Origin of the sequence: Maledivibacter halophilus (genome assembly GCF_900167445.1) — a bacterium.
Taxonomy (GTDB): domain Bacteria; phylum Bacillota; class Clostridia; order Peptostreptococcales; family Caminicellaceae; genus Maledivibacter; species Maledivibacter halophilus.
Window position 1 is genome coordinate 237,028 of record NZ_FUZT01000001.1, and the last position, 13,969, is coordinate 250,996.

15 protein-coding genes are annotated in these 13,969 nt (G+C 29.1%); 13 read left to right on the forward strand and 2 right to left on the reverse strand.

Annotated features, from left to right (window positions below; all coding sequences use genetic code 11):
- Positions 1-57 precede the first annotated feature (57 nt).
- The 8 genes from B5X81_RS01160 to B5X81_RS27225 all read left to right on the forward strand — a co-directional run bounded on the left by B5X81_RS01160 (position 58) and on the right by B5X81_RS27225 (position 7,298).
- A complete protein-coding gene (locus tag B5X81_RS01160) occupies positions 58-603 on the forward strand; it encodes a GNAT family N-acetyltransferase (RefSeq protein ID WP_079488712.1) in 546 nt (181 codons plus the stop codon).
- Between the two features lie 27 nt (positions 604-630).
- The gene (locus tag B5X81_RS01165) at positions 631-1,413 is read left to right on the forward strand and encodes a nitroreductase family protein (protein WP_079488713.1); all 783 of its coding nucleotides are present in this window, start codon (positions 631-633) and stop codon (positions 1,411-1,413) included.
- Between the two features lie 178 nt (positions 1,414-1,591).
- On the forward strand, positions 1,592-2,368 hold the full coding sequence (gene yqeC, locus B5X81_RS01170) for a selenium cofactor biosynthesis protein YqeC (RefSeq protein WP_079488715.1): 777 nt from the start codon (positions 1,592-1,594) through the stop codon (positions 2,366-2,368).
- 72 nt (positions 2,369-2,440) lie between these two features.
- Positions 2,441-3,010: a molybdenum cofactor cytidylyltransferase gene (mocA, locus tag B5X81_RS01175; RefSeq protein WP_079488716.1), complete on the forward strand. Its 570-nt coding sequence runs from the start codon at positions 2,441-2,443 to the stop codon at positions 3,008-3,010.
- Between the two features lie 650 nt (positions 3,011-3,660).
- Positions 3,661-4,362, forward strand: a complete 702-nt coding sequence (locus B5X81_RS01180; protein WP_079488718.1) for a response regulator transcription factor — start codon at positions 3,661-3,663, stop codon at positions 4,360-4,362.
- Entirely contained in the window at positions 4,362-5,756 is a 1,395-nt protein-coding gene (locus tag B5X81_RS01185; protein WP_079488719.1) for a HAMP domain-containing sensor histidine kinase, read from the forward strand. Before B5X81_RS01180 ends, B5X81_RS01185 begins: the two co-directional genes overlap by 1 nt.
- 97 nt (positions 5,757-5,853) lie before the next feature.
- Entirely contained in the window at positions 5,854-6,990 is a 1,137-nt protein-coding gene (locus B5X81_RS01190) for an alanine racemase (RefSeq protein ID WP_079488721.1), read from the forward strand.
- A gap of 143 nt (positions 6,991-7,133) precedes the next feature.
- The gene (locus tag B5X81_RS27225) at positions 7,134-7,298 is read left to right on the forward strand and encodes a hypothetical protein (protein WP_170917227.1); all 165 of its coding nucleotides are present in this window, start codon (positions 7,134-7,136) and stop codon (positions 7,296-7,298) included.
- Between the two features lie 21 nt (positions 7,299-7,319).
- Here B5X81_RS27225 and B5X81_RS01195 read toward each other — a convergent pair whose 3' ends face one another.
- Positions 7,320-7,481: an aspartyl-phosphate phosphatase Spo0E family protein gene (locus B5X81_RS01195; protein WP_079488722.1), complete on the reverse strand. Its 162-nt coding sequence runs from the start codon at positions 7,479-7,481 to the stop codon at positions 7,320-7,322.
- A gap of 328 nt (positions 7,482-7,809) precedes the next feature.
- On the opposite strand from B5X81_RS01195, the gene B5X81_RS01200 reads away from it, so the two are divergent.
- The 5 genes from B5X81_RS01200 (at position 7,810) to B5X81_RS01220 (ending at position 13,436) form a co-directional block, all read left to right on the forward strand.
- Positions 7,810-8,433 (forward strand): GntR family transcriptional regulator, encoded by a 624-nt coding sequence (locus B5X81_RS01200; protein WP_079488724.1) that lies wholly within the window; start codon positions 7,810-7,812, stop codon positions 8,431-8,433.
- A 127-nt stretch (positions 8,434-8,560) separates the two neighbouring features.
- Positions 8,561-9,607 carry a dipeptidase gene (locus B5X81_RS01205; RefSeq protein WP_079488725.1) on the forward strand — a complete coding sequence of 349 codons (1,047 nt, stop codon included), beginning with the start codon at positions 8,561-8,563 and terminating at the stop codon, positions 9,605-9,607.
- A gap of 43 nt (positions 9,608-9,650) precedes the next feature.
- Positions 9,651-10,934: an L-cysteine desulfidase family protein gene (locus B5X81_RS01210; protein ID WP_079488727.1), complete on the forward strand. Its 1,284-nt coding sequence runs from the start codon at positions 9,651-9,653 to the stop codon at positions 10,932-10,934.
- 144 nt (positions 10,935-11,078) lie between these two features.
- Positions 11,079-11,879: a M55 family metallopeptidase gene (locus B5X81_RS01215; protein WP_079488728.1), complete on the forward strand. Its 801-nt coding sequence runs from the start codon at positions 11,079-11,081 to the stop codon at positions 11,877-11,879.
- 633 nt (positions 11,880-12,512) lie between these two features.
- Positions 12,513-13,436 (forward strand): pyridoxal-phosphate dependent enzyme, encoded by a 924-nt coding sequence (locus tag B5X81_RS01220; RefSeq protein ID WP_079489566.1) that lies wholly within the window; start codon positions 12,513-12,515, stop codon positions 13,434-13,436.
- Between the two features lie 305 nt (positions 13,437-13,741).
- On the opposite strand, the gene B5X81_RS27700 is transcribed toward B5X81_RS01220, so the two are convergent.
- Positions 13,742-13,969, reverse strand: a 228-nt coding sequence (locus tag B5X81_RS27700; protein WP_208984958.1) for a hypothetical protein, incomplete at its 5' end; no start/stop codon positions are given.

Sequence of the window (13,969 nt, forward strand, 5' to 3'; positions counted from 1 at the left end):
TTAAATAATTTATCTAATTAATATAAATTGGAAAAATTCATATTGGAGAGTGATCAAATGCAAGAAAATAATTTGTATAGTTTTTATTTTGGTAATAATGAATATGTAAAGTTTCGTTTAATTTCACAGGATGATTCAATTGAAGAATTAACAAGGCTGCTGCATAAATCCTATAAAGCTTTAGCTGATATGGGACTAAAATATGTAGCATCATATCAGGATGAGAGTATAACCTTGAAAAGGATAAATAATGCCTATAAATCCTATGTTGGGATTTATAAAAACAATATAGTAGCAACAGTTTCTCTTTATAATCCAAGACCATCTGATGTGAGCGATTGGTATAATAATGATTTTGTTGCAAAGATTGGACAGTTTGCTGTTTTACCTGAATTACAAAGATATGGGATAGGAAGCAGAATGATGGATATTATAGAAAATGAAGTCCAAAGGATTAACGGAGTAAGAGAACTTGCATTAGATACTTCTGAAACAGCATATCACTTAATTGATTTTTATAAAAAAAGAGGATATAGATATGTCGAAACCATTAATTGGAGTATGACTAATTATTGTAGTGTCGTATTGAGTAAGTCTCTTTAAAGAAAATTTTTATTTGGGGGAATGGGTATGAATTCAACCTTAAAATTATTAAATAACAGAATGTCTTTGAGAAAGTATGCAGATATGCCAATTAAAGAAGAAGATTTGGAACTAATAATTAAAGGGGCAATGAGGGCACCAACAGCTGGGAATATGATGCTATATTCTATTATAGTAATAAAAGATAAAGAAAAAATGAAAAAATTAAGTGAAACTTGTGATAATCAACCCTTTATTGGAAAAGCTCCTATATCATTAATTTTTTTAGCAGATATGCAGAGAATTTATGACTATTTTGCTTATTGTGATTTGAAGGAGTTTTGTAGAGAAAAGGGTATAGAATATAAAGAGCCTGGGTTCGCTGGTTTATTTTTAGCAGTTAGTGATGCTCTTATTGCAGCACAAAATGCTGTTATAGCAGCTGAATCTTTAGGCATAGGTTCATGTTATATTGGAGATATTATGGAAAATTATGAAATACATAAGGAATTATTTGATTTACCAGATAAGGTATTTCCAATAGGAATGCTTTGTTTAGGATATTATTCTAAACAGAATAAAAGAATAATATCTCCTAGATTCAATAGAAAATATATTGTTTTTGAAGAAAAATATAAAATGTTATCAAATGAAGACTTTAGAGTAATGTATAAGGATAATGAAATGAAGGTAAGCCCTCAAAATATACATGGAGCTAAAAACTTTGGGCAATTTCTTTATTCAAGAAAGTTTGGTACAAAGTTTTTTGAAGAAATGGAGAGATCAATAAATGTTATTATTGACCATTGGAAAGGACAAGCAAAGAAATAAATATCATTTGATTAAATTTTAACTATATCATATATTTTTGATATAGATATGTGCTTAGGAAATTTAACTTACTTCAGTAGACACTGATAATCCTTTTGGCTCATGCTATAAACCAGTTTTTTAAAAATTAAAGAAAAAGAACAAACTGGTTTATAAAAATTGATAAGTAGGTGAATAGATGAAAATGTATGAATTATTTGATATAAACCTTAAAGAAAGGGAGCTTTTAAGCTTTATAGGAGCCGGTGGTAAAACTACCACTATATTTAAACTGGCAAAGGAGTTAAAGAATCTTAAAAAGAAAGTATTAGTTACAACATCAACTGCCATATTTTATCCTGAAAAGGATGAGTTTGATAAAATAATTGTTTCTAGCTCAAATGATATTATAAAAACCTTAAGATCAATAAATAGAGGAACTATTACAGTTATAGGTAGGGAAATATCTAGTGAAAATAAGCTATTAGGACTTAGTAAAGAAACAATAGATAATATTTATAATATAGATATATTTGATTATATTTTAGTTGAAGCAGATGGCTCAAAAAGAAAATCTATCAAATCGCCGGCTGACCATGAACCAGTAATTCCTTCAAGGACAGATAAAACTGTAGGTGTTATAGGAATTGACTCAATAGAAAAAAAAATAAATGAAGAAAATGTTCATAGATTAGAGGAGTTTTGTAGAGTTGTTAACTGCAAACCAGGAGACACAATTGATGAAGAGAAAATATATAGGCTAATCAAGAACCAAAAAGGATTATTTAAGGGTTCTCCATTAAAATCGAAAAAATATGTTTTACTTAATAAAGTTGATAATAGAATCCTTGAAAAAAGGGCTTTAAAAATTGTTGAATTGATTATAAAAAACAAAGTTACAATCAATAGTATTATTGTATCTAGTATTATTGGCGAAAAATACCATGTTTTTAACGAGTCATTGATGGGGCAATAGTAAAATAAACTTAGGATTTCAGAACTATAAAAGTATTATAGAATCTTTTTCTATTGAATGGAGTGATTTGGGTTGATTACTGGAATCATAATGGCTTCAGGATTTTCAAGGAGAATGAATAGGGATAAACTAATTCTTGATTTTGGTGGCATCCCTATTGTTGAAAGGGTAATAAAGGCTATTCAAGAATCCTGTGTTGATGAAATAATTATTGTATATAGAAAAGATGCAATAAGGGAAATTGCATTAAGAAATGATATAAAAACTGTCTTTAATAATAAAGCTGAATTGGGACAAAGTCAATCTGTTAAATTGGGAATTAGGAGTTCTTCTAAAAAAACAGATGGATTCATGTTTTTTGTTGGAGATCAGCCTTTTCTAAATTCTATGACTATAAACAAATTGATAAAAGTTTTTAAAGAAGGAAATCATCCCATAGTAGTACCAAAATACAATGGAAAAAAAGGAAATCCTGTAATTTTCTCTTCGATTTTCAAGGATGAACTATTGAATATTACTGGAGATCAAGGGGGAAAAAATATAATTATGAATAACTATGATAAAGTAAAGTTTGTTGAATTTGGAAATGAAGCTATTGGAAAAGATATAGATAGATGGGATGAATATATTAAATTGAGATAAGTGAGCAAATTGCATAATTACCTTTTCAAAAAAACTATCTACTACATATAGTTTAAAAATCTCCGAAACTATACCATATATATTATGCAATTTTGCCAAATTAGAGTTATGCAATTTCCTCAAGTATATATAAAAACCCCTCTTAAACTCATTAAGAAAAGTTAATAATTTCTTAATAATTTAATAAGTATGAGTTAATTTTTAACATTTAATATATAATTATAGAAAATTAAATGGGTGAGAGTGGAGGGGGAATATGATTACCAATACTAAAATAAGAATTTTTAAAATGAATATGTATAAAGGACCTATAGAGGAACCAATATTTAAAGTTAAATTATAAATAAACGACATTGTTATATAAAATAAATTTCAAAGGAAATAATGAATGCTCCTACATTTTTTATTTGAAATTTATTAAACCTTAAGGGTGATTATCTTTATATTAAAATTGAAAGTTAAATATAATAAGCTCGTTAACTACTAGTAGTTAATGAGCTTATTATATTTTAAAGTAGGAAAGTTTTTGATATTAAGTTTTGCTTATTACAATTAATTAACATATGGTATAATAGAGTCAAGAAAAATAGCAATATAAATAATGTTATATAAAAAAATATATTATTATCTACTGCTCTAGGGGGATTTTGATGTTAAAGAAAAAGATATTAGTTGTAGATGATGAAAAAGAGATTTGTGAATTAATTAGAGATTATTTGATAAAAGAAGGGTTTGAAGTAATTATAGCCTATGATGGAGAACAGGGATTAGAATATTATCGTCAATATGAACCAGAACTAATAATATTGGATGTAATGCTTCCTATGTTAGATGGTATGGAAATTTGCCGCATTGTTAGGTCTGAGTCAACGGTTCCAATAATAATGCTTAGTGCAAAAAAAAGTGATATTGATAAAATTCTTGGCTTGGGATTAGGAGCAGATGACTATATTAGCAAGCCATTTAGTCCAAGAGAATTGGTGGCACGGGTCAAAGCACATCTAAGAAGATATAAAATTATTAAAAGTAAAAATAATTCTAATGATCATATGCTAGAATATAATAATTTAGAGATAGATAAAAAGGGTTATAATGTTTATGTTGGAGGAAAGAAAATTGATCTAGCAGCCAAAGAATTTGAGATTCTTTTATATTTGGCCATTAATCCCCATCAGGTTTTTACTAGGGAGCAAATCTTTGGGGAAATATGGGGATATAATGAATTTGGGGATGTAAGTACAGTAACTGTGCATATAAGAAAAATACGTGAGAAGATAGAGAAAAATCCTTCAAGTCCAAAATATATTAAAACAGTTTGGGGTGTAGGATATAAATTTGATGGTGGCCAATAATGAAATTTGGCATTAGGGAAAAACTTTTTTTTTCATTTACTATAGTTATTGTGCTTCCTCTAATAATAATAAGCATATTACTTTATTATTTTACAATTCAGCTTGAAAATGATCCTAGAATAAGAGATTTAGAAAAGGTTAAGCTTGGGCGATATGAAATAGTAGATATAATTGAAGATAACTATTCTTTAATTAGCCAGGATGAAAAATTATATAAAATTATAAAGCCATTACTCGAAAAATATCAACTGAATCTAGCAATTCAAGACTTAGATGGTTACATCCTCTTTGATTCTGAAAATATTAGAGGTGTTTTAAATAATACAGAAAAATATGAAAGCTCAGAAGAGAGTAGAGTAAAGACTAAGACTGTTGTCAATATGTTTCATAATAATCAAAAAATATCAAGAGCCATATTTTATAAATATAGAGATGAAAAAGCAATAGCAGATAAAGCTAGACAATATAGGTTTTTCACTTATGGATTTGGAATAATATGCGTTACTGGATTAATTGTTCTATTAACTTGGTATATGTCGGGAACTATTTTAAAGCCATTGAAGGAACTTAGCAAAGCAACAGATAACATAGCAAATGGAAATTTGGATTATGAAATAAAATATAATAGAAATGATGAGATTGGTAAATTTTGTATGGGATTTAATACTATGAGAATAAAGTTAAAAGAATCCCTTGAAAATCAGGTTAAGTATGAAAAATCACGTAAAGAGCTTATTGCAAGCATTTCTCATGAATTGAGAACTCCCCTAACATCTATAAAGGGTTATGTTGAGGGACTGGAAGAGGGAATTGCTTCAAATAAGGAAATGTTTGAAAGATATATTTCAGTAATAAAGGATAAAACAGAAAAACTTGATCATTTAATTGATGATCTTTTTCAGTATTCCCAAATGGAATTGGGGAAGCTCCATATGAATATTGTAACTGTTGATAGTAGAGAACTCTTTCAAGATATATTTAAAAGCTTAGAAAATGAATTTATTGATGATATTATTAGTTTTACAGTACAAAGACCATTTCCTAAAGCAAATATTATGGTGGATAGATATAGGATAAGTCAAGTTATCGATAATATTATACAAAATGCAAGGAGATATATAGATGATAATGGAAGAATAACAGCTGGAGCAAATTTAAAAGATAAATATATTGAAGTATATATAAAAGATAATGGTAAAGGTATTAAAAAAGAAGATTTAGAGAATATATTTGAAAAATTTTATAGAGGAGAAAAATCTAGGGCAAGAAAGTATGGAGGAGTTGGATTGGGTTTGTCTATTTGTAAATATATAATTGAAGCCCATGGAGGTAGACTATGGGTAGAAAGTAAAGAAGGAGAAGGAAGCACATTCTATTTTACTATACCCTTATAATAGAATAATACAGATGTATGCTAGTAAGGTTTAATTGGAAGTCACCGATTCTATAATCTTTAAATATTAAAGTAAAAGCTTCAAAGGGGGAGATACAATGTCTCGGTTAATAAGAAATAATAATTCCTGTTCAGTTAATAGAGATGATAATATTAAATATCCTATATTGCAAATCAATCTAGATAAAATATATGAGAATGTAAAGCACATGGTTGAGTTTTGTAATTCTATGGGAATTACTATTGCAGGTGTGGTGAAAGGTTTTAATGGTCTGCCTAAAGTTGTTGAACAATTTGTTAATGGAGGCTGTAAATATATAGCAAGTTCTAGGATAGAGCAAATCATAGGATTAAAAAAATATGGAATACAGGCTCCCTTTATGTTAATTAGAATTCCAATGTTTAGTGAAATTAATCAACTGGTAAGATATGTTGACATTAGTTTGAATTCTGAATTAGAAACTTTAAATCATATTGAAAAAGAATGTAAACTGCAAAATCGTAGACATAGTGTGATACTTATGTTTGATTTAGGGGATCTAAGGGAAGGTATTATTGATGAGAAAGAATTTATTGAATTAGCTTTATATGTTGAAAATGAAATGAAAAAAGTTAAGCTCTTAGGAATAGGTACAAATCTAGGCTGCTATGGATCAATAAAACCTACAGAAAGAAATCTAAGTAAACTGTCTTCTATTGCTCAAGAGATTGAAAAAAAAATATGTAGGAAGCTTGATATAATTTCTGGTGGAGCTACATCAACATTGCCTTTGATAATAGATAATAAAATACCTAAAAAGATTAACAATCTTAGAATAGGTGAAGGTATGATTTTAGCTAGAGATTTATCTGATTACTGGGGTTATGATATGAAGCATATGAATCAAGACACCTTTGTACTAAAAGCTCAAGTTGTTGAGATAAAGGATAAGCCTTCTTATCCTGTTGGAGAAATGTTCATTGATGCCTTTGGCAACAAGCCTACTTTTAAGGATAGGGGAATACGTAAAAGAGCAATATTAGCCATTGGAAAGCAAGATTTTGGTTCTCACGACAAGTTGATTTCAAAAACTAAAGGTGTAGAAATTATAGGCAGTAGTAGTGATCATTTAATTGTTGATATAGAAGATTGTAAGGAGAAAATCAAGTTGGGTGATGTACTTGACTTTTATATGTTTTATCAGCCTATGTTATATTTAAGTGGCTCTACATCTGTAACAAAAGTTTATATTTAATATTTACTATAGGGAAGCAATGTCAAACCTCAATTTGTTTTACTAAAAAATATTATTTTGAAAGTTAAAAGAATTATGTATATTTTTATATAGAAAAGAATATCCTTTCCATATATAGACAAGTTATGGAGAGGAGAATGAAAATGAAAAGATTAGTATGTAGAAAATGCGGAAGCACATTATTTAGATTTAAGCAGAAGGAACTATCCATTGAATGTTACAAATGTAATACCATAATGGAATTTAATCAAAGATATGATGAAAAGATAGAATACTTATCTACCTCATGGAAACCTATCATATATTAGTAAAAACCTATATTTACATTATTAATAATTATTGAGTAATATATTATTATATTCATTTATTAAACTATCTAAATTTTGACTAGCTTCTATAACCAATGGATTTAATAGATCTTCGTCATGAATTCCAATTAAATATTCTAAATTTTTTCTAGCTTCTTCCAACATAATAATTATTTTTATCATTAATAAAAAAACCTCCTATAAGAATTTTGCATTTAAATAGAAATATTTGTAAGGGCAACCAAAGAAAATATTAGCATTAATGAATTAATAAGTCAATAGGAAGTTATGTCAAAAAATGCAGTAAGAAGGTAATTGAATTATTTTGGATAGTGATCAATTTCAAATGTAAAATTTATGTGCATAAAAATTGATTCTTGTATTTACTATAAGTTTGCACTATAATATATCTTAGATATATCAGCTGTAATAATTATGAAATATTAGATTAAATTACAAGTGAAAACTAATAACCTGTATTAATAAATAAGGAAGATGAGGATAACAAAGAATGAAAAAAAGTAATGATATGACTAAAGTGGAGATGGTGTATAAAGAGGTAAAAAATAATATAATAAATTGTAAGTATGAAATAGATGAGGTGATTAATGAAAAGGTAATAGCTAAAAAATATGGAATTAGTAAAACTCCTGTGCGGGAGGCCTTTACAATACTTGTACAGGAAGGATATTTAGTTAAATATCCGCGACTTGGATATTATGTAAAAGAACTTAAACTTAAGGAATATTATCAGATAGTGCAGCTTAGGTTTATTTTGGAAAGTGGTGTAATTCGATATGTTATTTCAAGTGTGGGAGATGAAGAGATAGAGTCGCTAAATGAAAAGCTTACAGAAAAATGGGTAAAATACGAAGACTACTATAAAGTTAACATGGACTTTCACTTATCGGTGGCTAAGCTTTTAAAAAATGAATACATAACTGATTCTTTGATACGTGTATTTCAGTTAAACAATAGAAATATGTCAAAGGAATATTATAAGAAGGTTAATGGAGATATACACAAAAATCATAGAAAACTTGTAGAATTACTTAAGAAACGGGATGAAGAAGGGGCTATTAAAATACTTAGAAGTGAATTATACAGAACTGATGATAAATTGACTTGGTATTAGATTAATATTTTTCTTTGATGTGATATATCTTAAATATATTTTAAATATATTTAAGATGCAAATTGCTCAATTAAGAAGAATTAGAAAAGCAGAAAAAATCTTATTAAAGCATTAGGAGATGATATAATTGAGAGATTTTAATATTAAACGTATAAGTCATATTCATAGGGATTTTACAATTGTAGATGGACATTTTGATTTGGCTATGGAGGTAGAAAGGCAAAGGGAATATGGAAGAAAAAAAATTATTGAAACTGACCATCTATCAAGCTTTATAGAGGGAGGATTTAATTTTATAGTATCTTCTATATTTATTGATGATAAATATCTGCCTGAAATGGCTTTAAGAAAAGCATTGGATCAAATTTCAGCTTTATACGAAGATATAGATGAGTCTTCGGATAAGCTTATGTTATGTAAGAACTATAATGATATGGAAAAAGCCGTGAAAGAAAATAAGATTGGTATTTTAATATCCTTTGAAGGTGTAGAACCTTTGTATAATGATATAAATTTGTTAAGGATATTTTATGAACTTGGAGTAAGGGGCTTAGGACTCACTTGGAGTAGAAGAAATTTTGCAGCAGATGGTTGCCATTTTTCACCAGTAGAAGAAGGAGCGAAAGGAGGATTAACAGATTTTGGAGTAAAGGTTGTTAAGGAAGCTGAAAGATTGGGAATGTTTATAGATGTAAGCCATTTAAATGACGAAGGCTTTTGGGATGTGATGAAATTAATTGAAAGACCAGTTATAGCTTCACATTCTAATTCTCGTGTTATTGCAAATATAATGAGAAATTTGACTGATAAACAAATAAAGGAATTGGCTTCTAAAGACGGAGTTATAGGAGTAAATGCTGCTGCTATGATTGTTTCGCAAGATATAGAAAAGGCAACTATTGAAAAATATGCAGATCATATTGACTATTTAGTAAAAATTGCAGGAGTAGAGCATGTGGGACTAGGCTTTGATTTTTGTGATCATTTGAAGAAATATTCTACAGAAGAAGATAAAAAAAGAGACCCTTTTCCTTCCTTTGATGTTATTAAAGGGCATTCTAAAGTTAAAGAGCTTACTTCTATGCTTATAGATAGAGGATATACAGATGAGTGTCTAAAACTTATATATGGAGAAAATTTTATGAGAGTATATAAAAACGTTTTAGACAAATAAATTATAAATGAGATATATTACCAATATTTAAAGGAGGGGGAAAATGGACAATAAAGACTTTATTTCCTTATTAAGAGAAGAAATGAAGCCTGCTTTAGGAGTTACTGAACCAGGAGCTATAGCTTTGGCTAGTGCAAAAGCCTATGAAGCAGTAAAAGGAACTTTAGAAAAAATTAAGCTTACATTAGATTCTGGAACATATAAAAATTGTTATTCTTGTGCAATACCTGGAACTGATGATTTTGGTATTGAAATAGCTGCATTGTTGGGAGTTTTAGCAGGAAATCCAGAATTAGATTTAGAAGTATTAAAAGGAGTTAAGAAAGAAGATGTTGATAAAGCTAAAGAACTAAGAAGTGAAGGAAAAGTTAAAATAGAAGTAAAAAAGGGTCATATTGGAATATTCGTAGATTGTATTGTAATAACAGATAAGGGTTGGGCAAGAGTAGTTGTACAAGAAAAGCATTCTAATATTGTATTGATTGAAGTAAACAATAAAATCATATATAAGAAGGAAAAAAATATAAGAGAAGACAAAAATGAAAAAGGTTTTGACTTTAAAAATGAAAAGCTTATTGATTTAATCAATTTTGTTGATGAGGTACCCTTTACAGATATTAAATTTGTACTGGATGCTGTTAAGGTTAATAAAGAGTTAGGTGAATATTCAAAGAAGGGTTCAGGTATGAATGTTGCCTTTACTTTATCAAATTTAGCAAAAGAAGATATTTTGGCAGATGATATTGTTTTGTATGCCCAAATTTTAACTGGACATGCTATGGATGCCAGATTAGGGGGGATATCTAAGCCAGCAATGAGTATAAGTGGAAGTGGTTCTCATGGTATAATAGCAACTATGCCTATTGCAGCTATTGCTGAAAGAAAAGATATAAATGACGAAAGACTTGCTAGATCCATAGCTTTAAGTTTTTTAATTACTATCTATATAAAGGAATATTCAGGCAGGTTATCAGCTTTTTGTGGATGTGCAATAGCTGCAGGAACAGGGGCTAGTGTCGGTATAGTTTATTTGTTAGGCGGTAATTATAATCAGATTACTTATGCAATTAATAATATGGCCGGTAATATAACAGGAATGATATGTGATGGAGGAAATTATGGATGTGCACTTAAGGCTGTTACTGCTGCAAATACTGCCGTAATGTCTGCTATTTTTGCCCTTAATGATACAACTATACCCTCTAATTATGGCATAGTTGGTAGTACTGCTGAAAATACAATGAAAAATATGGGAAAAATTGCTTCTCCAGGAATGTTAGAAACTGAAAATATTATATTGAATATTATGTTAAATAAAGATAATTAGCTCTAAAGAATTATAAAAAATCTTAGAAACTTCGATATTTCTATGATGTATAAATAGAATAAAGAAAATATTGAAATCACCAATATAGAAATTAGGACAACGAGTTAACTTAATTATAAATGCATTTAATTAGGAGGAGTAAAAGTGAAGATTTTTATAAGTGCTGATATTGAAGGAGTTACTGGTATAACAACTTGGGAAGAAGCAAGGAAAATTTCATCAGAATATCAATATTTTGCTCAGCAAATGACTAAAGAAGTGGCAGCAGCTTGTGAAGGCGCTAATGAAGCTGGAGCTACAGAGATTTTAATAAAGGATGCCCATGGTACTGGAAGGAATGTTGATCAATCTTATTTACCAGAAAACACTAGTCTTATTAGGGGCTGGAGTGGAGACCCTTATAAGATGGTACAAGGTTTAGATGAAAGCTTTGATGCAATAGCATTTATAGGATATCATTCTTATGGTGGTTCTAATGAAAACCCATTGGCCCATACTATGAATAGTTCTTTAATTGATTATGTAAAATTGAATGGTGAATATTGTAGTGAGTTTTTATTACATGCTTATTTAGCAATATATCTAGGCGTACCTATTGCTTTTTTAAGTGGTGATAGGGGGATTTGCCATGAAGCAAAAAAATTTAATAAAAATATTATAACAGTGCCTGTAAATGAAGGTAAAGGTTCTTCTACCATAAATATTCATCCTAATAAGTCCATTGAGTTAATAAAAAATGGAATGGAGGAAGCTTTAAAGGGAAATTTAAGTAAAAACAAAGTGGAATTGCCAAAGAACTTTAGCTTGGAAATAAGGTATAATTTTCATGGTAATGCTTATAAAAATTCTTTTTATCCCGGCGCTGTACAGAAATCACCAAAAAGTATATTATTTGAAGCAAATGATTATTTTGAAATTATGAGGGCTGCATCATTTCTGATATAAATTTATTGTATAAGAAAAAGATGCTATAATAATTACAGCTACCATAACAATTAAATTAGGTGAATTGCAAGAAATAGATGAAATGTGATTCCTATGATATTAAAAGAAAAACTATGAAAGCCTAAGAAAACAGTTTGATATAGTTATATTGAAGTTAGAGAAAAGATAGACTTGAATAATTTACTATCTATGGATATAATTATTTACAGGAATGAAAATTGTAGAAATATAGATTGTAGAAATATAGAATGTACTAAGGAAGTTATAAATTGAGTATTAATTTTTGTTATTTATAAAGATGTACTAACAAAATTTAAGAAAAGAAGTAGTCTCTGAGCTTTCCTTTCCCAGGATATGGTGTATTATAAACTTTTTTATATAGAGTCAAAAGGATTCTCAGTGACTACCACCGTAAATTAAACTTTCGTATATCTATAGATTATTTAATTTAGAAATTTAAATTGCTCCAAAGACCATTGAGAATCCTTTTTATCTTTTCCTAAAATAAGTTTCTAATTAAATAATTAGAAGATAAACATTTTTTAAATTGTACATCTGTAGATAAGGGGTTAATATATTAACTAATTAATAAGCTTCTTGTACAAATAAAAGGAGGTGGGTAGAACATTGAAAATGCATGTAAAAACTCCACTTATTGAAAAATTAAATGTTGCTGATTTTTCTAAAAGAGAGATTATGTTTAAAATGGAATGTTATCAGCCGTCTAGTTCTTTTAAATTGAGAGGTATAGGGTTAATGTGCCAAGAGGCCGTAGAAGCCGGTGCAACTCATTTAATATCTTCATCTGGTGGAAATGCAGGCTTATCAGCGGCATATGCTGGAAGAAAATTAGGAACAAAGGTAACAGTAGTCATTCCTAAAACAACACCAGATTTTATAATTAAGAAATTAGAGCTGGAAAATGCCAAAGTAATAGTTCACGGGGATGTTTGGGATGAGGCACATGAATATGCTTTATCTATAGCAAAGGATAAAAATGTTAAATATATACCTCCATTTGATCATCCAAAGCTATGGGAAGGTCATTCAACCATTATCGATGAAATTAAGGAACAATATACTCAGCCAGATGCAATAATTTTGTCTGTAGGTGGTGGTGGTTTATTATGTGGTGTTATAGAAGGATTAATAAAGAACAATTGGGAAGGTACACAGGTAATAGCAGTTGAAACGGAAGGGACTGCTTCTCTTTTTAAATCAATAAGGAAAAATAAATTGATAACATTAGACAAAATAGATTCTATAGCTAAGAGCCTTGGAGCTAAAAAAGTTTCTCTTAAAGCATTTGAATATGCAAAAAAATATAATGTCAAGCCCTATTTAGTTTCTGATGAAGCTGCTATTAATGCATGTGTCAAATTTGCAAATGATTATAGGGTATTAGTGGAACCTGCTTGTGGTGTGTCACTGTCATTAATTTATGATAATGCAGAAATTATAAAATCAGCTAAGCGTGTTTTAGTTGTAGTATGTGGTGGAGCAATTATAAATTTAGACAAACTGATAGAATGGAAATCTAGGTTGGATATTAATTAAAGATGTCTTGTCAATAAAATTAGACCTTATTAGTATTATAAAGAATATGATTTTATTTTAATTTTAAGTTAAGGACAACATAAAGCGATATTTATCCACAATAAGTATTTATTTTATAAAAGTCAAAAAAAGTATTGACAAAGATAAATAAAGATGCTATTATATTTAAGCGTCCTTGATAAAGGACAAGCTCAAAAAACTTTGGACATTGAAAACTGAACAGTGTAAGGATAAAAAAACATGTTGAACGATTGATGTAAAAGTCAACGTTTAGCCTGACCAATAAAAGGTCAAACCCGAAAATTTTATTTAAGAGTTTGATCCTGGCTCAGGATGAACGCTGGCGGCGTGCTTAACACATGCAAGTCGAGCGAGAAGGCTTTAACTAATCCTTCGGGAGAAGATAGAGCTGGAAAGCGGCGGACGGGTGAGTAACGCGTGGGTAACCTGCCTTGTACAGAGGGATAGCCGCCGGAAACGGTGATTAATACCTCATAAGACCACAGTATCGCATGATACAGTGGCCAAAATTC

What these genes read in the sequence shown, in the direction of transcription:
- B5X81_RS01190 (WP_079488721.1), top strand. Translation starts at nt 5,854, where the DNA reads ATGTCTCGGTTAATAAGAAATAATAATTCCTGTTCAGTTAATAGAGAT.
- B5X81_RS01220 (WP_079489566.1), top strand. Translation starts at nt 12,513, where the DNA reads ATGCATGTAAAAACTCCACTTATTGAAAAATTAAATGTTGCTGATTTT.
- B5X81_RS01165 (WP_079488713.1), top strand. Translation starts at nt 631, where the DNA reads ATGAATTCAACCTTAAAATTATTAAATAACAGAATGTCTTTGAGAAAG.
- B5X81_RS01210 (WP_079488727.1), top strand. Translation starts at nt 9,651, where the DNA reads ATGGACAATAAAGACTTTATTTCCTTATTAAGAGAAGAAATGAAGCCT.
- yqeC (WP_079488715.1), top strand. Translation starts at nt 1,592, where the DNA reads ATGAAAATGTATGAATTATTTGATATAAACCTTAAAGAAAGGGAGCTT.
- B5X81_RS27225 (WP_170917227.1), top strand. Translation starts at nt 7,134, where the DNA reads ATGAAAAGATTAGTATGTAGAAAATGCGGAAGCACATTATTTAGATTT.
- B5X81_RS01185 (WP_079488719.1), top strand. Translation starts at nt 4,362, where the DNA reads ATGAAATTTGGCATTAGGGAAAAACTTTTTTTTTCATTTACTATAGTT.
- B5X81_RS01200 (WP_079488724.1), top strand. Translation starts at nt 7,810, where the DNA reads ATGAAAAAAAGTAATGATATGACTAAAGTGGAGATGGTGTATAAAGAG.
- B5X81_RS01160 (WP_079488712.1), top strand. Translation starts at nt 58, where the DNA reads ATGCAAGAAAATAATTTGTATAGTTTTTATTTTGGTAATAATGAATAT.
- B5X81_RS01180 (WP_079488718.1), top strand. Translation starts at nt 3,661, where the DNA reads ATGTTAAAGAAAAAGATATTAGTTGTAGATGATGAAAAAGAGATTTGT.
- B5X81_RS01195 (WP_079488722.1), bottom strand. Translation starts at nt 7,481, where the DNA reads ATGATAAAAATAATTATTATGTTGGAAGAAGCTAGAAAAAATTTAGAA.